Raw genomic sequence first — 18,271 nt, 5'->3', positions numbered from 1 at the left:
GGAGAGGGACCAGGGACGGCTCTTCCAGGGGATTCGCCGCCGCCCGCCGATGCAACACAGTGGGCACACCAGCGATTTCACCAGATGAAGGACGGCACGCCTGCCATGAAACGCCTCGCACCGCTGCTCGCCACGGTCGGACTCGTCGCGACCTCCCTGCCCCTGCTGACGGCTCCCCAGGCGGCCGCCGCACAGACCCCCGGCTACATGCGCCAGAAGCCGGACTGGCACCGCTGCAGTCCCGACCAGCCGGTGGCCTACGAGTGCGCGACCCTCAAGGTGCCGCTCGACTACCAGCACCCCGAGGGGCGCACGCTCGACCTCGCGATATCCCGGATGAAGAGCGAAAACCCCGGCAAGCGGCGCGGGGTCCTGCTCTTCAACCCGGGCGGTCCCGGCACCTCGGGGCTCTTCCGGCCGGTGGTCCTGAACGCGAAGATGCCCAAGGACGTGCGGGACCAGTACGACCTCATCAGCTTCGACCCGCGCGGGGTCGGCAAGAGCAGCCCGATCACCTGTGGCGGGCTGAGCCAGGCCGAGCTGGGCGTCGGGGGCGCGTACCGCCCGGAGACCTTCGCCTCGGACGTGGCCTGGGCGCGGGGCGTCGCCGACAAGTGCCGGGAGAAGTCCGGCGACGTCCTCCCGCACATCACCACCCGCAACACGGCCCGCGACCTGGACGTGATCCGTGAAGCGCTCGGCGAGCGGAAGATCTCGTACCTGGGCTATTCGTACGGGACCTACCTCGGCGCGGTGTACTCCCAGATGTTCCCGCAGCGCACCGACCGCTTCGTGCTGGACAGCGGGGTGGACCCGGAGCGCGTCTGGCGCGGCATGATGCAGGTGTGGGCCACCGAGACGGAGCCCGCCTTCGCACGGTGGACGCGGTGGGCCGCGGAGCGCTCGGACCGGTACGGGCTCGGCACCACGCCCGAAGAGGTGTCCGCCACCTTCTGGGACCTGGTGGCCCGGGCCGACCGGGATCCGATCATCCACGACGGGGAGAAGTACACGGGTGACGGCCTCAGGGCCGACCCGTCCCTGTTCTTCTCCCCGTACGGGGCCTCGGCCGTCATCCGGTTCCTCAAGGCGCTGGCCGATACCGGACACCCGCCGGCGGAAGGCGGCACGCCGGATCTGGGGCAACTGCGCGAAGGCGCCCGCAGTTCCGGACCGAAGGCCCCCATGCTGAACACCGCGGCGGCGGGCCCGGAAGCAGCCTCCGAGTTCGGCGACAACGGCACCGCCGTCTACTGGTCCGTCGTGTGCGGGGACACGGACGCGTGGCCCCGGGACCCCGACCAGTACGCGCGGGACGCGGTGCGGGACAAGGCGAAGTACCCGCTGTACGGGGACTTCGCGTCGAACATCAAGCCGTGTGCCTTCTGGCAGCGGCCGGTCGAGGCGCCGACGCCCATGAAGGCCCGGGCGGACGTACTGACCGTACAGAACGAGTGGGACCCGATGACCCCGCTGGCCAGCGGCCAGGGCCTGCACAAGGCCCTCAAGGGCTCGCGGATGGTGCTGGCGCTGGGCGGCGAGAAGCACGGCGTGTACCTCTCCGACCCGGCTTCCTGCGCCGACGCCACGGTCAACAAGTACCTGACCACGGGCCGGCTGCCCGCCGCGGACGTCACCTGCCAGGACCCGCCGCCGTTCCCGTAGGCGGGCGGCCGGTCACGACCAGGTCGCCCTCCGGGGTGCGCCGCGCGCGTTCGCCGGTGCGGAAGTAGCCGTCGGCGGTGAAGGAGCGTGCGTTGTGCTCGGGATCCCGGTAGTAGCCCCGGGGGGTGTACGGGCCGCGGGCGAGGAGCTCACCGGGCTCCCCGTCGGGCACGTCCTTCCCCTCGGCGTCGACGATGCGGATCTCGTCATCGGGCGAGAGCGGGCGGCCCTGCGCGGTGAGCACGCTCTCGTCCGGATCGGCGGGACGGGTGAGCGTGACCAGCCCCTCGGCCATGCCGAAGACCTGCTGGAGGCGGCAGCCCAGTTCGGATCCCATCCGCTCGGCGGTCGCCCGCGGCAAGGGCACGGAGCCGCCGACCTGCACCAGGCGCAGACTGCCCAAGTCGGCCTGGACCGCGGGGAGTGCGTCGAGCCAGCGCCGGGCGGCGGCGGGCGTCACCGATGTGAGGGTGACCCGCTCCCGTGCGATGGCCGCAAGGCATTCGGCGGGGTCCGGGTCCTCGACCAGGACGACGGTGCCGCCGACGGACAGCGTGCCGACGATGCCGGGGCAGCCGAACGCGAGGTTCGAATCGGCGGGCAGCGCGGCGAGGTACACGTCGTTCTCGGTGAGGGACACCAGCTCGGCGGCGGCCCGCGCCTGGTAGGCGTAGTCGTTGTGCGTGCGCGGCACGAGCCTGGGCGGATCGGTGGCGGCGCCGGAGAGCAGGAAGAACGCCACCTGGCCGGCGCTCTGCGCGGGCGTCGGCCCGGGCGGGGAGTCGAGGGAGCCCAGCGGGAAGTAGTGGCAGCCCGCCGGGTCGGTCGAGAAGCCGCCGTACGGGGACGACTCGCCCGGCGCCTCGAAGGTGAACACCCGTCGCAGAAAGGGCCCTTGAGCCGCGATGTCCGCGGCCATCGCCGTGTGGTCGAAGCCCTGGTAGGTCGAGGGAGCGACGTAGCCGACGGCCTCCGTGACCCGCACGACGTGAGCCACCTCGGACGCGCCGTGCGAGACCGGGCAGAGAACCGGGACCGCGCCGATGCGCATCAGCGCGAACACGGTGGTGACGAACTCGGGCACGTTCGGCAGCTGGACGACGACCCGCTGCCCGGGCCGCAGGCCCCGCAGCCGGAATCCGGCGGCCATGCGGTCCACGCGCCGGTTCAGGCCCGCGTACGTGATGCGGGTGCCGCCGCCCTGCACGAGCGCGGTCCGCGGTCCGTACTGCTGGGCCCAGCCGCGCAGCAGGTTGTCCAGGGTGTTGCCACGCCAGTGCCCGGCCGCCCAGTAGCGGTCTGCGAACTCCTCGGGCCAGGGCGTGCAGCCTGCGAGCATGGATGCCATTCGTTTCCTTCGGTCCCGTTCCTGGGCCAAGCCAATCCTTCACCACCCGCAGGGGCAATGCGCCGTCCCCACCACGGAAACCGAACGCGATCAGCGGAAGGTCCAACCAGGACCGCTGACCAGGGAGGAGCCGGGACGCCGGGGCTATGACCAGAGCCGGAACCGTTCCCAACCGCCGTCCGCGGTCCGCTCGTAGCGCAGCCGGGTGTGGACGCGGTTCCTCGCCGCCTGCCAGAACTCCACCTCCGCCGGAGCCAGGGCGTACAGCGTCCAGGCGGAGTCGACGAGCGACGGAGCCTGCTCGATCAGGGCCAAGGACTTGGCCAGGGCGTGGTCGCGCTCGGCGGGGTCCGACAGGTACTGGCTCTGGCGGGAGAGGAGCGATGCGGCGCGGGCGGTGGCCGACCGGCCGAGGAAGTTGGCGGCGTTGTCCTCGGCGGAACCCGGGACGACGCTCCCGCGCAGCCGCACCTGGCGGCCGTGCTCGGGCCAGTAGAAGGTGAGCGCCGCCCTCGGGTGGACGACCAGTTGGTGCCCCTTGGGGCTGAAGCAATGCCCGGCGAACTGCCATCCCGAGCCGTCCACCCCCTTGAGCATTAGGACCCGGGCGTCCGGATCGCCGGCCTCGTCGACGGTGGGGAGCCTGATGCCCCAGGCGCTGGCGCCGATGCGGAAGGCCTGTTCCGGGTACCCGTCGCAGGAGGCCGGCACCACGGCTCCGGCCGGCAGCTCCAGGGGGTCGCGGGCGGGTCGCAGATCGGGCCGTATCCGCGCAAGCATGCCGCCATCCAGGGTGCATATGCCAGATGTGCTCCGTCCGCGAGACGGGAGGGGGGCGAGGGTGGTGGCGCGGGACGCACAAAGCCCCTGCGTGCCGAACACCGCTGATCGGCATGCAGGGGCCATTCGCCGGTGCTCCCCATGGCGGCGAGAGCCGCTCGACCGTCACGGGGCCGGTGTGCGTGTCAGTCAGCCAACGGTCGGCCTGGCAGGGCGACGGGATCCGGACACGGCAGCAGGCCGCAGTGGCCTGATGGGGTCAGTCAATCATTCAAGAGGAGAATTTGTCACTATGGATGGTATCTGCAAGGTCGAATGCCATCTTCTTGCCGCGTCTGCCCGTACGGGCGATGGGCAGCCCCGCAGCCCAGAAGCCCCGGGGCGGGCAGCCCTGAGCCCCCGCAGCCCGCCTCATCAGCCGTGCAGGTGCCGCGTCCAGTCCTGGGGGACCCGGCCGGCCGGGCCGGGGGCCGGCTGGTCTGCCGGGTGGGCGGACGGCGGGGTCAGCGCGGGCCCGGACTCGTACAGGGCGTCGGTGTCGTAGTTCCAGAACCAGTCCTCGCCCGGCTCGAAGCTCTGCACGAGCGGATGGCCGGCGGACTTCCAGTGGGCGGTGGCGTGCTGGGCCGGGGAGGAGTCGCAGCAGCCGATGTGGCCGCACTGGGCGCAGCGGCGCAGGTGGAACCACCATCCGCCCACCGCGTCGCAGTCGCCGCAGCCGGTTCCGCCGGGCGGGACGGTCGGGTCGATGCCGTTGATGTCTTCGGTCATGCCGGCTCCTGGGCGGTCTCGGATTCGGGGGCGGTCAGCGGCAGCAGCACCTGGAAGCGGGTGTCGCCCGGCGCGGACTCGACCTGGAGGCTGCCGTGGTGCTTGTTGACCACGATCCGCCAGGAGATGTCGAGGCCGAGACCGGTGCCCTCGCCGACCGGTTTGGTGGTGAAGAAGGGGTCGAAGATGCGGCTGCGGATGTCCGCCGGGATGCCGGGCCCGGTGTCGCGGAACTCCACCAGCAGCCGGTCACCCTCGCGTGCGGTGCGGACCGTCAGCGTGCCCTCGCCACCCGTGCTCCCGATGGCGAAGACGGCGTTGTCGATGATGTTCGTCCACACCTGGTTGAGCTCGGCGGGGTAGGCGGGCACGTCCGGCAGGGAGCGGTCGTAGTCCTTGACCACCCGCACCCCTCGGCCGATCTTGCCGGACAGCATCAGCAGGGTGCTGTCGAGGAGTTCGTGGACGTCGACGACCCGGTACGGGGCGCGGTCGAGCTGCGAATACTGCTTCGCCGCGTCCACGAGGTGGGAGATGCGGGTGGTGGAGTCGTTGATCTCGTCCATCAACAGCTCGGTCTCGACCGTGTAGTTGAGCCAGCCGATGGCTCCCGGCAGAATGTCCTCGGCCACGGTCGCCGCGACCTGCTCCAGCCAGTCCGTGTCCAGCCCGGCCTGTACGAAGGTCGGCGCGATCCGCCAGCCCTCCTGGATGCCGTGGTCGTCGAGCCAGTCGGTGAGCGCGTCCTCCCGGTCGGAGGCCTCCATGGGGCTCAACACCGGTGCCTTGGCGACACGTTCGGCGGTGCGCTCCTGGATCTCGATGAGCTCGGCGAGCGCCTCGCGCGAGTAGGGGCCCTGGGCGATGACGGCCAGCTTGTGCCGCATCTTGCCCACCCGTTCCCGCAGCGTCGCGGTGGCCCGTACGGCCGCCGCGGCCGGGTTGTTGAGCTCGTGGGTGAGGCCGGCGGACAGTGATCCCAGCGCCAGCAGCCGTTCGCGCTGGCCGACGGCCCGCTGCATGTTCCTCGACCCGAAGAACAGCCCCTCCAGCAGGTGCGCGGCCATCGGGAACCAGTCCCGCATGATGTCCGCGAACGACTCGGCGGGCAGTACGAAGAACCGCGTCGGCTCCGTCACCCGCATCGAGTTGGTGTACGTCTGCGGCACCTGGTCGCCCAGGTATGCCTGCATGGCTCCCGCGTACACGCCGCGCTGCGAGGTCCGGCTCACCTCCACGTCGTCACCGCCGACCCGGCGGTACAGGACGACGGTGCCCTCGATCATCACGTAGAAGCACGTGGCCGGGTCGCCCTCGGTGTAGACAGGGCCGGCGTCGAACCGCTCCACCCGCCCCTCGGCGCACAGCCGCCCGAGCTGCTCCGGAGAGAGCTTCTCGAACAGGAACAGCGAGGAGATCTCCTGCGGGCTGCAGGGCATGAACCGGTCATCGCTCATGACTGCTCCAGGTACCGGTGGACGAGCATCACGGCCATGGCTCCCTCTCCGACGGCGGACGCGACGCGCTTCGCGGACTGGGCGCGCGCGTCACCCGCCACGAACACGCCGGGGATGTTGGTCTCCAAGTGGTAGGGCGGCCGGTCCAGTTCCCACTCGGCGGGCGGCCGCCCGTCCGCAGTGAGGTCCGGCCCGGCCAGGATGAAGCCGTGATCGTCGCGCAGCACCGTACCGTCCAGCCAGTCCGTCAGCGGGGCCGCGCCGATGAACACGAACATCCACTGGCAGTCGACGAGTTCGGTCGCACCGCTGTCCACGTCCCGCAGCGTCAGCTGCTCCAGGTGCCCGTCCCCGTGCGCCTCCTCGACGACCGTCCGGGTCCGCACGGTGATGTTCGGCGTCTCCTCGATCTGCTGGATCAGGTAGTACGACATCGACGCCTTCAAGGACTCCCCGCGCACCAGCAGCGTCACCGACTTCGCGCCGCGCGCCAGGTACATCGCCGCCTGCCCGGCGGAGTTGGCGCCGCCCACGATGTACACGTGCTGCCCCTGGCAGGCGGCCGCCTCGGTGAGCGAGGAGCCGTAGTACACCCCGCAGCCGGTCAGGGAGTCGCAGCCCGGTGCGTGGAGCTGCCGGTACGACACCCCGGTCGCCAGGATGACGCTGTGCGCGGCGACCGCCGAGCCGTCGGAGAAGTGGACGACGCGGGCCGCGCCGTTGACCTCCAGCCCCGTGACCTCGCGCGCCGTGAGGATCTCGGCGCCGAACCGGCCGGCCTGCCGTCGGGCCCGGTCCGTGAGCTGCGCGCCCGAGACGCCGTCGGGGAAGCCGAGGTAGTTCTCGATGCGGGAGCTCTGGCCGGCCTGCCCACCGGTCGCCGACCGCTCGACGAGGACGGTACGCAGCCCCTCGGAGGCCCCGTACACCGCCGAGCCGAGCCCGGCCGGTCCGCCGCCGATGACGACGAGGTCGTAGAAGTCGGCGGTCGGCGTGGTCGCGAGCCCCACGTGGGCGGCCAGCTCGGCCGCCTCCGGCTCGATCAGCACGGTGCCGTCCGGCGTGACCACGAGGGGCAGCCGCTGCCCGTCCGCCCCGGCGGCCTCCAGCAGCCGCTGTCCCTCGGGTTCGTCGGAGGAGTACCAGCGGTACGGCACCTGGTTGCGGGCCAGGAACTCCCGTACCCGCGAGGAGCCCGCCGACCAGCGGTGCCCGACCACCTTGGTGGCGGGTACCGGCCGGTAGTCGCTGGAGCGCCACGCCGTGAGCAGGTCGTCCACGACCGGGTAGAGCTTTTCCTCCGGCGGGTCCCAGGGCTTGAGCAGGTAGTGGTCGAGGTCGACGACGTTGATCGCGTCGATGGCCGCGTTGGTGTCGGCGTACGCGGTCAGCAGCACGCGCCGCGCGCCCGGGTACACCGCCAGGGCCTGCTCCAGGAACTCGATGCCGTTCATCTGCGGCATGCGGTAGTCGGCGAGGATCACCGCCACCAGGTCGCCCCGCAGCTTCAGCTCGCGCAGGGCCTCCAGCGCGGACTCGCCGGACTCGGCGCGCACGATCCGGTGCTCGGCGCCGTAGTGGCGCCGCAGGTCACGGGCGATGGCACGGGAGACTCCCGGGTCGTCGTCCACGGTCAGGATGACGGTCCGCGCCGAATCGGCGGCCTGTGCCATACGTCTCCACCCCGAGTGCTCTGGGCGGGCCGCACGGCGTGCCGCCCGCGCCGGTTTCCCGCCCATCGTATGTTCGATGGACCCGGCCCGCTCCGGAACGCCGCGAACGTGCGCTCCGGGTGCCCGCCCGGTCGCTCCCCGTCGCTCCCGGCCGTCATTCGGACCGCATGGCCTCCTGGGAACGCCGTTCCATCTCCTCCGGGGAGACGTCCTCCACGTGCGTGGAGACGATCGCCTTCGGGGAGCGGAAGTCGATGTCCGGGTACGCGTCGGCGAGCATGATGACCGAGTTGCCCAGCTGGAGCTCGGCGTGGCCGATCCTGCCGCCGGGTGCGGGCATCCTCATCCGCTCCGTCGCGCCGAGCACGGACACGTAGAAGTCGATCGCCGCCGCGGCTCCGTCGGCGCAGAGGTACGGCGTGACCCGCGGGTATCCCTCGGGAATGGGGTGGACGGCCGCTGGGCTCCGCCTTTCCGAACCGTGGCGATCGCCGCCGACCGCCGCCTGCGACCACTGATATCCCGATCCCGCGGGACACGCTCCGGCGCCGCGCGGCAGCCGCGCGACGGTTGCCCCCAAAGGCGCACGGCGGGTCCGCGGAGCGTCTGCGGCGGGTTCAGCCGGCCCGGCCGGTTCAGCGGACGGCCACCACCACGTGGCTGTTGCCGAACTGCCAGACCGTGCCGACGTGCTCGAAGCCCGCCTCGCGCAGCAGTGCGAGGTGGTCGGTGAGGGTCAGCTTGTTGCCCTCGCAGTGCGGGTGGGTGCGGCGGTCGCGGGTGGCGAGGAGGGGAGCCAGCTCCGGGTCGGCCCGTACGCCTGACCACCACGACTCCCAGTCCTCGTGCGCGTGGGCCTGCTGGCGCTCGGCGCGCCGCCGGCCGATGTCCAAGGCGAGCTCGTGGAGTTTGGGGGAGTCCGGGTCGAGGTGGTCGCCGTTGACGAGGACCCCGCCGGGGCGGATGCGCCCGGCCAGCTCCTCGTACGTGCGCCGCAGCGTGTCCTCGCCGAGGTAGTGCAGTGCCGTCGTGGAGACGGCCGCGTCCACCGGGCGGTCCGGCACGAGGGCGTCGAGCCAGCCCGGCTCCCCGATGCGGGCCTCGGCGAAGCGCAGGGCCGGCCCGTGGTACGCCCGCCCCAGCTCCAGCAGCAGCGGATCGGCGTCGACGCCCACGACCTCGGCGGCGGGCATGCGCTGCGCCAGCCGTGCGGCCAGGGAACCCGGCCCGCAGCCCAGGTCGAGGAGCAGCGGAGCCGGGTGGCCCGCCGTGACGCGCTCGACCACGTCGGAGATGACCGTGAACCGCTCCTCGCGGTCGATCGCGTACCGCTGCTGCTGGCGCTCCCAGCGTTCCACCCACCGGCCGGCCGCCGCGACCGTGCCCGCGCTGCCCACGTTCATGTTTCTGTCCGCTCGTGCTTCTGCCGTTCTCACGGCCCTGAACTCCACATGAAAATCATTGCAGATTGGTGAGGGTGGCGAGCAACCTCTCGATCTCCTCGGCCGTGTTGTGGACGTGCAGGCTGACCCGCACCGAGCCGTCCGCATCCCCGGCGCCCGCCTGGCAGTGGCCGTCGGAGCGCACCATGAAGCCGTGGCCGTAGAGGATGAACCCGAGGTCGCGGGAGGGGATCTCGCGGTGCCGGAACGCCACGATGCTCCGGCGCCGCTGTACCTCGGAGTCGGCCGCCAGGCTGGAGCGGCAGCCGAGCACCTCGTACGCGCCCAGCCGGCTCAGGCGGTCCGTCAGCCGGGCCGCCAGGGCCACCGTCCAGGCCTCGATCCGGTCCGTACCGGCCGCGTCGAGCCAGTCGAGGGCGGCGGCCAGGCTCGCGATGCCGACCGTGTTCGGGGTGCCGGCCCAGCCGCCGGGCCGGAACTCCGGCCCCCGCCGGCCACGGGCCCAGACCGCACCCGTACCCGGCAGCGCCATGGCCTTGTGGCCGGAGAACACCACGAAGTCCACGTCGAGTTCGGCCACGGAGAACGGCAGGTGCCCGATGCTCTGCGCGGCGTCGAGGCAGATCGGGACGTCCGGCCCGACCACCCGGCGTATCCGGTGCACGTTCATGTCGACGCCGTACACGTGGTGCACGTGGGTGGCCGCCACGAAGCGGGTCCGCGGGCCCACCGAGGCGGCGAGCGCCGCCGGATCGTAGTCGCCGGAGCTGTTCTGGTACGGCAGCTCCCGCACCCGGATCTTGGCGCCCTGCCGCGCCAGCAGCTCCCGTACCTCCAGCCACGGCGCCAGGTTCGCCTCGTGATCGGCGAACGGGACGACGATCTCGTCCCCGTCGGCGAGCCGGCCCGCCAGCCAGTCCCGGGCGACCGCCCGCAGCCCCTCGGAGGCCCCGCTGGTGAAGTGCACGGACGAGCGCTCCGGCGCGGGATCGCCCAGGAACCGCTTGACCCGCTCGCGGGCCCGCTCCACCACGGCCGTCGTCGCGTTGGCCCAGGGGTACGAGCCACGGCCCGCGTTGGCGTTGGAGGTGGTGAGGTAGCCCTGTACGGCGTCCAGTACGGCCCGCGGCTTCTGCGCGGTGGCCGCGCTGTCCAGGTACGCCAGCTCCGGGTTCGCCACGATGATCGGGAACTGGGCGCGCAGCGGGCGCTGCCATGAGCGCAGTTCCTCCAGAGCGTCGGCCACGTCAGTCACGCACCAGCGGCGCGCCCGCGTCCCGCCACGCGATGATCCCGCCCGCGAGGCTGCGTACGTCGGGATGCCCCATCCGGGTCAGCAGCGCGGCGTAGCGCGCCGACTGCTCGCCGACCGGGCAGGCCAGCAGCACGGGCTGGCGCTTGCCGAACGGCAGCCCGCCCCGGACCAGTTCGTCGAAGAGCTCGTCCACGATGTTCACCGATCCGTCGATGTGCAGCGCGGCGTAGGCGAAGGAGCTGCGCAGATCGATCACCAGCGGCCGCTCCGCCGCGATCCACTTCTGTGCGTCGGCCACCTCGATGACCTGCGCCGCCCGCACCTCGGTATCGGTCAGCGCGGACACGGAGTTGCGCGCGGGCGGACGGCCCAGCAGCTCCGGGCGGCGCTGTTTGACGTACCCGAGGTAGCTCTCCACCCGGTCGCAGACGATGAAGACCGCGGTCCTGCGCTCCGATCCGTCCGACAACTCCGCGTCGATCGACCGCAGATGGCGCACCGTGCCGTGGTACGCGGCGCCGCCGGTCGGGCCGGCGAGGATGCCGCAGCGCCGGACCAGGGTGAGCATGCCCTCGATCGCGTCGTCGGCGCCGACCGACTCGATCGTGTCGTACGTGGCCGGGTCGAAGAGGCCCACCTGGTGGACCTCGTCGATGTTGCGGATGCCGGGGATGAAGTCCGATTTCTCGCCCACCAGTCCGATCACCCGTACGGCCGGATCGTGCGCGCGCAGGAACCGGGCCACGCCCGTGGAGGAACCGGCCGTGCCGACGCAGGCGAGGAACCAGTCCGGGGCCCGGCCGTCCAGATCCGCGACGATCTCCGGGCCCGTGCCCGTCGCGTGCGCCTCGGTGTTGAGCGGGTTGAAGTACTGGTCGGTGTGCAGGTGGGCGCTGCCGGACTCGTTCAGCCTCTGGTGGAAGAGGGTCAGCGGGTCCTCGGTGTCCGTCGGGTCCAGGCATTCGCTGCGGCCCGGCAGCTCCTCGATCTCGGCTCCCAGCAGCAGGAGCAGGTCCTTGACCTCCGGGATGCGCATCCGGTTGGTGACGCTCTTGAACGACAGCCCGTGCATGCCCGCGATCACGGCCAGCGCCTTGGCCGTGTTGCCGCTGGACAGCTCGACGATCGTCTCGCCGCGCTCCCGGGCACCGGAGAGGCCGGACCGGGCCATGTTCCAGGCGGCCCGGTCCTTGACCGAGCCGAAGGGGTTGAGCATCTCCAGCTTCGCGTAGAGATCGATGTGGCGCAGGCCGTGTACGGCCGGGTCGATGCGGACCAGCGGGGTGTTGCCGATGGCCTCGGTGATGCTGTCGTACCTCATGCCCGTCCCCCCGAATCGGTGATCGGCCCGTGCTCCTCGATGGGCCAGTACTCCTCGTCCAGACACCAGCGCCAGGAATCCTCCGTCTGACGGACCGCCACCTTCCGTGCCACCGGCTGCTGCTGGGCGCGCGTGGCGCTGAAGTCCATGCAGTATCCGGCGGTGTTGGCGAAGCCGAGCAGATCGCCCGGGCGCGGCAGCCGCGGCAGGAACACGGTTCTGCGGGTGATCAGGTCGGCTTCCAGGCAGAGGTTGCCCATGAGGTGGACGCCGACCGGCTCCCGCGGGCCGGCGGGTCCGCCCTCGCGGGGCACCAGTACGGGGTCCATGAGGATCCCGTGGTCCTCCAGGGCGGCGTCGCTCGCGTTCATGGCGAGGCGTACGAGCACGGGGCCGGCGTCCTGGTGCCGTACGTCCAGCACCCGGGCCAGGGACAGCCCGCACTGGTCGGCCAGGGCCCGGCCCGGCTCCGTGTACAGGTCGTAGAGGCTCTCCAGCAGCAGGGTGCCCAGTGCTCGTCCCAGGGTGGGGGCGGGCTGTGACAGGAGCGCGTCGAGGTAACCGGCGCCGGCCACCGGGCGGTGGGCGGGGTACAGGCTCAGGGCGCCGCGCAGCGTACCGCCCTCGGCGTGCAGACCGTACCCGTGACCGCCCCAGGCGAGGGGCGGGCGCCGGCCCATCACCGCGGCGGCGAGCTCGCTCGTGTAGCGGTCCCACTGGGCGGCGTGGGCGAGGTAGCTGACCCCGAAGCCGCCGCCGATGTCGACCACGCGCGGCTGGAACCCCCGTGATCGCAGGTCGTCCATGGCCCGCAGGCAGCCTTCGAGGGCGATGGCCTTCTCGTCCGGGCTCGTCGTGTCGAGGTGGTAGGCGACACCGATCGGATCGACGGAGTCCCGGTGGCGTTCGAGCAGGTCCAGCAGCGGCCCGAGCGCCTTCACGGACGTACCGAACCGGCTCCTGCGGGAGAGCGTCCTGGGCCCCGAGGTCTCGAACTCGGACAGGCGGAGCAAGACCTTCGGGCGGGGCAGGCCGTGGCGGCGCACGAGGCCCGCCAAGGCCTCCAGCTCACCGGCGCCGTCGGCGTTCACGGTGACCCCCGACCGCGCGGCGAGCCAGAGGAACGCCGGGTCCTTGGGGCCGGTCGCCATGACCCGGTCCGCGGTGAAGCCGGAGCCGAGGGCGCGGCGGAGCTCGCCGACGGATGCCACGTCGACGGCGGCGTCCTCGGTGGTGAGCCGCCGGACGAGGGAGCGGGAACGGTTGGCCTTGTGGGCGAAGAAGACCTGCCCGCCGAGCCGGTGGCGGCGGTAGACGGAGCGGAAGGCCCCGGTGTTCTCCGCGATCTGGTCGGGCAGGAGGACGTTGAGGGGCGAACCGAGGGCGTCCACGAGCAGGTGCAGGAACGGGGCCGAGGCGAGCAGCGCGGCGAGCCGCGGCGCCAACCGGGGCTCCAGGTACAGGGGGCCGGTGTCCATCCCAGCTGCTCCTCCCGCGCGCCGATCGTACGACGATTTCCTCGCGGCCCTGTTCATGCCCTGCCGGCATGGATGGGACGCGTGCTGGCGGGAGTTGGCCGAAATGCGACGGCGCCGTCAGAGCGCCAGGTGCATGAGGATCTCGTCGCGGTCGTCGCCGGGCGCGACCCGCAGACCGCCGGGCCAGCGTCCGATCTCACGCCAGCCCAGACGGCCGTAGAACTCCTCCAGTCCCAGCCCCGCCCGGACGGCGATGTGCAGCTGCTCCAGGCCCATCTCCTGCCGGGCGAGACCGTGGACCCGGTGCATCAGCGCCGTACCGATGCCGCGGCCCCGGAAGTCGGGGTGGGTCATGACGTGGTTGACGGCGCCGCAGTGCGCGACGAGCGGATGCGGGTCGCGGCGCAGAACCAGCCACCCCGCGAGCTTCCCGCCGACCGTGGCGATCAGCATCCGGGCGCGGCGCGGATCGAGCGCGCCGACGAGCAGGCCCAGGGCCGGGTCGGCCTGGCCGGTGCTCACCGGCGGCATGGGGAGCCCCCGGGGGATGACGGCGCCCCCGGTGTTGATGACCCGTACCCAGCAGTCGACGAGCTGCTCCCGGAGTTCGGCGGGCAGCTCCCGCGGGCGGGTGATCTGCGCGAAATCGACTGGTTGCGACGCGGTCATGGACCGCAGCTTGCCAGACGCGGCGCCGACGCGGGGCCCGGCCGGGCGAGGGGCGGCCGGGCCCGCGCGAACGGAGTCGGTCAGTCCGCCGTCGCCGTGCCCGGGCGGCCGAAGTGACGCGCGGTGGGCACCAGCGCCGCCGCTGCCGGTACGAGGACGCACGCGGCGGCGCAGGCGCCCAGTACCGCGGTCACCCCGAAGGCCTCGATGGCGGGGGCGATCAGAGCGAGCCCGACGGGTGCCAGACCGTACGACACCAGGAAGTCCAGCGACGAGACGCGGGCCAGCTTGTCGGGGGCGACCTCGCGCTGGGTGGCGGTGAACCACGGCACGTTGAACAGCTCGATGCCGATCCCGGCGACGGCGTACGCGGCGACGACCACCACCGGGTGGACCGGCAGCATCAGGCTGAGCGGGGCGACGCCGTACGCCGCCAGCCCGGCGAAGGCCGCCCAGCCCGGGGAGCGCGGCCGCCACCGGGAGATGGCCAGGGCCCCGCCGAGCGCGCCCACGGTGTACGCGGTCATGGCCGCGGCCAGCACCCACTCGGTGCCGTAGCGGTCCCGGCTGATCAGCGGCAGCGCGACGCTGGTGGCGGAGTAGCCGAGCGCGATGACGGCGGCGAGGGCGGCGAGTCCGGCGAGGAACCACGGGTGGTGGCGGGCTTCGCGCATGCCCTCCAGGAACTCCGTACGGAAGCCGGCGCGCGGGGCGGGCTCCGCGGCCGGCCCCTCGGCGGCGGGGACGGCGGGGGCAGCTGGGGTGGCCGGGACGGCGGGGGCGGCGGCCGCGGCGGCGCCGCCCTGGCCGGGGACCAGCGCGGCGACCAGCCAGAGCAGGCCGATGCCGAGCAGCAGTGCCGGTACGTCGAGGAAGGCCGCGAGCAGGGCGGTCAGGGCGGGGCCGGCGAGCGTGGAGCCGCGGACCGCCATGGTCATGGCCGCGTTGGCCTGCTGGCGGCGCCCGGGCTCGACGGTCTCGGCGGTGAGCGCCTGGAACGCCGGTCGGCAGGCTCCCTGTCCGGCCCCGGCGAGGGCGGCCGCGGCCGTCATCAGCAGGAGCGAGCGGCCGAGACCGGCGGCGAGGAGGGGCGCGGCGACCGCCGCCGCGAGGGCGGACCAGCGCACGACCGCGCGGCGCGAGTGCCGGTCGGCCAGTACCCCGCCGACGGCGACGGCGGCGAGGAAGCCGGCGGTACGGGCGGCGAGGACCAGGCCGAGGCCGGCGGCGCCGAGATCGCGGTGGAGCACGGCGAGTCCGAGGACGAACGGCAGCGCCCAGGTGGCCAGCCCGGAGGCGGTGGTGCCCGCCCACAGGCGCAGGAACACGGGGTCGCGGAGGACCGAACGCGGGGGCGGGGCGCCGGTCTTGGCCGCGGTCGGCGTGGGTGTGGTCGCCACGTGTGGGGGCTCCTTCAGGGGCAGGGGGAGCGGTCGGGAGAACCGTCCCGGATGTCGTTAATGAAAATGAATACCATTACAGTACTCTTCGAACGTGCCACCCCCGCCCGGTGCACGACCACACCCATGCCCTTCCTCCCAGACCGGAGAATCCATGCGCCACCCCGCCCGCCTCGGGATAGCCTTGACCCTCGCCCTCGCCACCGCGGGCTGCTCCACCGCAGCCGGCGGAGGTTCCCGGGCGGACGGCGAGCCCGCCGCCGACGCGTTGTCCGTCGCCAGCTGTGGCCGCCAGGTGTCCCTCGCCGCGCCGCCGCGGCGGGCCGTCGCCCTGGACCAGACCTCGACCGAGATCCTGCTCGAACTCGGGCTCCAGGACCGGATGGCGGGGACCGCCAACCTCAAGACGAAGATCCCCGCACAGTACGGGGCCGCGTACGCCGAGGTCCCGGTCATCGCCCCGAAGATCGCCACCGGTGAACAACTCCGCGCCGCCACACCCGACTTCGTCATCGCCGGCTCGGCCGACCTCTACACCAAGGACCGCGCCGGCACCCGCGAGGAGCTGGACGCCCTCAAGGTCCCCACCTTCGTCAGCGCCGTGGACTGCCCCCGGCAGAACCTGGCCGGCGCCACCCCCTTCGACCTGCTCTTCTCCGACTACGAGAACCTCGGCAAGCTCTTCGGCGTCCGGGAGCGGGCCGGCCGGCTCGCCGCCGACCAGCGCACGGTGGTCGCCGAGGCGGCGGAGGGCGCGGCGAAGGTCCCCCCGGGCGCGGACCGGCCGACCGTCGTCTACCTCTACTCCGTCTTCAACGGAATGCCGTACGTCGCGGGCGGGACCGGCCTGCCCAGTGAGATGAGCCGGATCGTCGGCGCGAAGAACGCTTTCGACGACGTCGACGAGGACTGGCCGGAGGTCACTTGGGAGGAAGTCGCCGAGCGGGAACCGGACTTCATCGTGATCGGCGACCTGTCCGAGCGCGGGCGTCCCGGCGACAGCGCCGCCGAGAAGCGCGCCGAGATGGCGCGGCACCCCGTGGTCTCGAAGCTGGCCGCGGTCCGCGACGACAGGATCCTGGAGGTGCCGGGCATCGAGCTGGACCCGTCCGTGCGCTCCGTACACGCCCTCGGGCTCGTGGCCAAGGGCATGAAGGACCTCGGGCATGTCCGCTGACCAGGCCGCCCGCAGGGCTCCTGCCGGGACGGCCCACGCGCTGCGCCTGCTCCTCGCCGCGGGCGCGCTACCGGTCTCGGTGGCGGCGGCCGTGCGGATCGGCGCCGCCGACATCGGCTGGGCCGGACCCGCCCGCGTCCTCGGCACCCATCTCGGACTGGACGTACGGCCGTTGGCGCCGCTCGTCGACTCGCTCGTCTGGGACCTGAGGCTGCCGCGGGTGCTGATGGCCGCCCTCGTCGGCGCCTCCCTCGCCGTGTGCGGCACGGTGCTCCAGGCCGTCACCCGCAACGCCCTCGCCGACCCCTACCTGCTCGGCGTCTCGTCCGGCGCGTCGGCGGGAGCCGTCACCGTCCTCGTCCTCGGGATCGGCGCGAGCACGCTCGGCGTCACCGGCGGCGCCCTCGCCGGCGCCCTCCTCTCCTTCGGTCTGCTCCTGCTGCTCCTGCGGCGCACCGGCCTGGATTCCGTCCGCATCGTCCTCACCGGCGTGCTGGTCGGCCAGCTCTTCACCGCGCTGACCTCGCTGGTCCTGATGGCCTCGGCGGACGCGGACACCACGCGGGCCGTCACCCACTGGCTGCTCGGCTCGATGGCTCCGGCCCGCTGGGACACCGTCGCGGTCTGCGCGGTCGTCACCCCGCTGGGGCTGCTGGCGGCCTGGCTGTGCTCGAACGCCCTCGACGGGCTCGCGTTCGGCACCGACACCGCCGCGTCCCTGGGGATCGGTGTACGGCACGCGCGGATGCTGCTGCTCGTGGTCACCGCCGCGCTGACCGCCGTCGCGGTGGCCACCGTCGGCGCCATCGGCTTCGTCGGGCTGATCGTCCCCCACGGAGTGCGGTTCCTCGTCGGACCGCTGCACCGGGTGCTGCTGCCGTACGCGGCGCTGGCGGGCGCGGTGTTCCTGGTGTGGACGGACGCGCTCGCGAGGATCGCCTTCGCCCCCCGCGAGGTGCCCGTCGGCGTGATCACCGCCCTGCTCGGCGTACCGCTCTTCCTCCTCGTGCTGCGCAGGCGGGGTGAGCTGTGAGGATCACCGCCGAGAACGTGAGCTGGTCGGTGGCGGGCACGCAGGTCGTACGGGAGGTCGGCGCGGACATCGCGCCCGGCGAGACGGTCGCGCTGCTCGGCCCCAACGGCTCGGGCAAGTCCTCGCTGCTGCGCTGCCTGGCCGGCCTGCGGGCCCCCGACGCGGGTACGGTCCGCTACGACGGCGCGTCCGTACGGGACTGGAGCGCGCGGCGGATCGCCCGCCACGTCGCCTTCGTCGCACAGGACTCGGAGGCCGACACCGACCTGCGGGTCGCCGACGTCGTGGGCCTGGGGCGGACCCCGTTCCGGGACCGCTGGCGCGGACCGGACGCCGCCGACCGGGCGGTGGTCGCCGACGCGCTGGAACGGGTCGGACTCACCGCGCTCGCGGGCCGGTCCTGGAAGGCGCTGTCGGGCGGCGAGCGCCGGCGCGCCCACATCGCCCGCGCGCTGGCGCAGCAGCCGTACGGGCTCCTGCTCGACGAGCCCACCAACCACCTCGACGTCAAACACCAGTTGGACCTGATGGAGCTGCTGGCCGGGAGCGAGCGGACGGTCCTGGTCGCGCTGCACGACCTGTCGCTCGCCGCCCGGTACTGCGACCGGCTGCTGCTCCTGCACCACGGCCGCCTCGTGGCCTCCGGCACCCCCGCCGCCGTCCTCACCGCCGAGCGGCTCGCCGAGGTGTTCGAGGTCGACGCCGAACTCACGACGGATCCGCTCGGCCACCCCGTGGTCACCTACCGCGGACCGCTCGGCACTCCGCTTCGATCGCCCCGACCCATCCCGTGAAAAGGAAACGTGTGAACCGCACAAGCCCCGCCCCCAGCCCCGCCCCC

The 18,271-nt window shown here is 72.8% G+C and carries 16 protein-coding genes; 4 read left to right on the top strand and 12 right to left on the bottom strand.

The window, feature by feature from the left end; translation table 11 throughout:
* The first annotated feature begins 105 nt into the window (after positions 1-105).
* Positions 106-1,665: an alpha/beta hydrolase gene (locus ADK52_RS11905; protein ID WP_053689738.1), complete on the top strand. Its 1,560-nt coding sequence runs from the start codon at positions 106-108 to the stop codon at positions 1,663-1,665.
* On the opposite strand, the gene ADK52_RS11900 is transcribed toward ADK52_RS11905, so the two are convergent.
* From ADK52_RS11900 to ADK52_RS11845, 12 genes are all read right to left on the bottom strand, one after another.
* On the bottom strand, positions 1,634-3,013 hold the full coding sequence (locus ADK52_RS11900; protein ID WP_053689737.1) for a (2,3-dihydroxybenzoyl)adenylate synthase: 1,380 nt from the start codon (positions 3,011-3,013) through the stop codon (positions 1,634-1,636). The two genes, ADK52_RS11905 and ADK52_RS11900, sit on opposite strands and share 32 nt — an antisense overlap.
* Positions 3,014-3,157: 144 nt before the next feature.
* Positions 3,158-3,793: a pyridoxine/pyridoxamine 5'-phosphate oxidase gene (locus ADK52_RS11895; RefSeq protein WP_053689736.1), complete on the bottom strand. Its 636-nt coding sequence runs from the start codon at positions 3,791-3,793 to the stop codon at positions 3,158-3,160.
* Positions 3,794-4,207: 414 nt separating this feature from the next.
* Positions 4,208-4,564, bottom strand: a complete 357-nt coding sequence (locus tag ADK52_RS11890) for a UBP-type zinc finger domain-containing protein (protein ID WP_053689735.1) — start codon at positions 4,562-4,564, stop codon at positions 4,208-4,210.
* On the bottom strand, positions 4,561-6,003 hold the full coding sequence (locus ADK52_RS11885) for an ATP-binding protein (RefSeq protein WP_107090039.1): 1,443 nt from the start codon (positions 6,001-6,003) through the stop codon (positions 4,561-4,563). Before ADK52_RS11885 ends, ADK52_RS11890 begins: the two co-directional genes overlap by 4 nt.
* 14 nt (positions 6,004-6,017) lie before the next feature.
* Positions 6,018-7,694 carry an FAD-dependent oxidoreductase gene (locus ADK52_RS11880; RefSeq protein WP_053689733.1) on the bottom strand — a complete coding sequence of 559 codons (1,677 nt, stop codon included), beginning with the start codon at positions 7,692-7,694 and terminating at the stop codon, positions 6,018-6,020.
* Between the two features lie 154 nt (positions 7,695-7,848).
* On the bottom strand, positions 7,849-8,274 hold the full coding sequence (locus ADK52_RS11875) for a VOC family protein (protein WP_324615908.1): 426 nt from the start codon (positions 8,272-8,274) through the stop codon (positions 7,849-7,851).
* A gap of 55 nt (positions 8,275-8,329) precedes the next feature.
* On the bottom strand, positions 8,330-9,097 hold the full coding sequence (locus ADK52_RS11870; protein WP_053689731.1) for a class I SAM-dependent methyltransferase: 768 nt from the start codon (positions 9,095-9,097) through the stop codon (positions 8,330-8,332).
* A gap of 55 nt (positions 9,098-9,152) precedes the next feature.
* A complete protein-coding gene (locus ADK52_RS11865; RefSeq protein WP_234343660.1) occupies positions 9,153-10,343 on the bottom strand; it encodes an aminotransferase class V-fold PLP-dependent enzyme in 1,191 nt (396 codons plus the stop codon).
* A 1-nt stretch (position 10,344) separates the two neighbouring features.
* Positions 10,345-11,673, bottom strand: a complete 1,329-nt coding sequence (locus tag ADK52_RS11860) for a pyridoxal-phosphate dependent enzyme (protein WP_053689729.1) — start codon at positions 11,671-11,673, stop codon at positions 10,345-10,347.
* Positions 11,670-13,151 (bottom strand): Y4yA family PLP-dependent enzyme, encoded by a 1,482-nt coding sequence (locus tag ADK52_RS11855; RefSeq protein WP_053689728.1) that lies wholly within the window; start codon positions 13,149-13,151, stop codon positions 11,670-11,672. The genes ADK52_RS11860 and ADK52_RS11855 overlap by 4 nt, the downstream gene beginning before the upstream one ends.
* Before the next feature lie 117 nt (positions 13,152-13,268).
* Positions 13,269-13,820 carry a GNAT family N-acetyltransferase gene (locus tag ADK52_RS11850; protein WP_053689727.1) on the bottom strand — a complete coding sequence of 184 codons (552 nt, stop codon included), beginning with the start codon at positions 13,818-13,820 and terminating at the stop codon, positions 13,269-13,271.
* An 80-nt stretch (positions 13,821-13,900) separates the two neighbouring features.
* Complete coding sequence (locus tag ADK52_RS11845) at positions 13,901-15,220, bottom strand: MFS transporter (protein WP_053689726.1); 1,320 nt, start codon at positions 15,218-15,220, stop codon at positions 13,901-13,903.
* 154 nt (positions 15,221-15,374) lie between these two features.
* On the opposite strand from ADK52_RS11845, the gene ADK52_RS11840 reads away from it, so the two are divergent.
* From ADK52_RS11840 to ADK52_RS11830, 3 genes are read left to right on the top strand one after another with little or no spacing between them, the layout of a single operon-like run.
* On the top strand, positions 15,375-16,397 hold the full coding sequence (locus ADK52_RS11840; protein WP_053689725.1) for an ABC transporter substrate-binding protein: 1,023 nt from the start codon (positions 15,375-15,377) through the stop codon (positions 16,395-16,397).
* Positions 16,387-17,430 carry a FecCD family ABC transporter permease gene (locus ADK52_RS11835; protein ID WP_053689724.1) on the top strand — a complete coding sequence of 348 codons (1,044 nt, stop codon included), beginning with the start codon at positions 16,387-16,389 and terminating at the stop codon, positions 17,428-17,430. Before ADK52_RS11840 ends, ADK52_RS11835 begins: the two co-directional genes overlap by 11 nt.
* A complete protein-coding gene (locus ADK52_RS11830) occupies positions 17,427-18,224 on the top strand; it encodes an ABC transporter ATP-binding protein (RefSeq protein WP_053689723.1) in 798 nt (265 codons plus the stop codon). The genes ADK52_RS11835 and ADK52_RS11830 overlap by 4 nt, the downstream gene beginning before the upstream one ends.
* Positions 18,225-18,271: the final 47 nt, after the last annotated feature.

It is taken from the genome of Streptomyces sp. WM6372, from assembly GCF_001279655.1.
Classification (GTDB): Bacteria; Actinomycetota; Actinomycetes; order Streptomycetales; family Streptomycetaceae; genus Streptomyces.
The sequence above is the reverse complement of the archived record's forward strand: the minus strand, read 5'-3'. Positions and strand labels throughout refer to the sequence as shown.

What these genes read in the sequence shown, in the direction of transcription:
- ADK52_RS11905 (WP_053689738.1), top strand. Translation starts at nt 106, where the DNA reads ATGAAACGCCTCGCACCGCTGCTCGCCACGGTCGGACTCGTCGCGACC.
- ADK52_RS11900 (WP_053689737.1), bottom strand. Translation starts at nt 3,013, where the DNA reads ATGGCATCCATGCTCGCAGGCTGCACGCCCTGGCCCGAGGAGTTCGCA.
- ADK52_RS11895 (WP_053689736.1), bottom strand. Translation starts at nt 3,793, where the DNA reads ATGCTTGCGCGGATACGGCCCGATCTGCGACCCGCCCGCGACCCCCTG.
- ADK52_RS11890 (WP_053689735.1), bottom strand. Translation starts at nt 4,564, where the DNA reads ATGACCGAAGACATCAACGGCATCGACCCGACCGTCCCGCCCGGCGGA.
- ADK52_RS11885 (WP_107090039.1), bottom strand. Translation starts at nt 6,003, where the DNA reads ATGCCCTGCAGCCCGCAGGAGATCTCCTCGCTGTTCCTGTTCGAGAAG.
- ADK52_RS11880 (WP_053689733.1), bottom strand. Translation starts at nt 7,694, where the DNA reads ATGGCACAGGCCGCCGATTCGGCGCGGACCGTCATCCTGACCGTGGAC.
- ADK52_RS11870 (WP_053689731.1), bottom strand. Translation starts at nt 9,097, where the DNA reads ATGAACGTGGGCAGCGCGGGCACGGTCGCGGCGGCCGGCCGGTGGGTG.
- ADK52_RS11860 (WP_053689729.1), bottom strand. Translation starts at nt 11,673, where the DNA reads ATGAGGTACGACAGCATCACCGAGGCCATCGGCAACACCCCGCTGGTC.
- ADK52_RS11855 (WP_053689728.1), bottom strand. Translation starts at nt 13,151, where the DNA reads ATGGACACCGGCCCCCTGTACCTGGAGCCCCGGTTGGCGCCGCGGCTC.
- ADK52_RS11850 (WP_053689727.1), bottom strand. Translation starts at nt 13,820, where the DNA reads ATGACCGCGTCGCAACCAGTCGATTTCGCGCAGATCACCCGCCCGCGG.
- ADK52_RS11840 (WP_053689725.1), top strand. Translation starts at nt 15,375, where the DNA reads ATGCGCCACCCCGCCCGCCTCGGGATAGCCTTGACCCTCGCCCTCGCC.
- ADK52_RS11835 (WP_053689724.1), top strand. Translation starts at nt 16,387, where the DNA reads ATGTCCGCTGACCAGGCCGCCCGCAGGGCTCCTGCCGGGACGGCCCAC.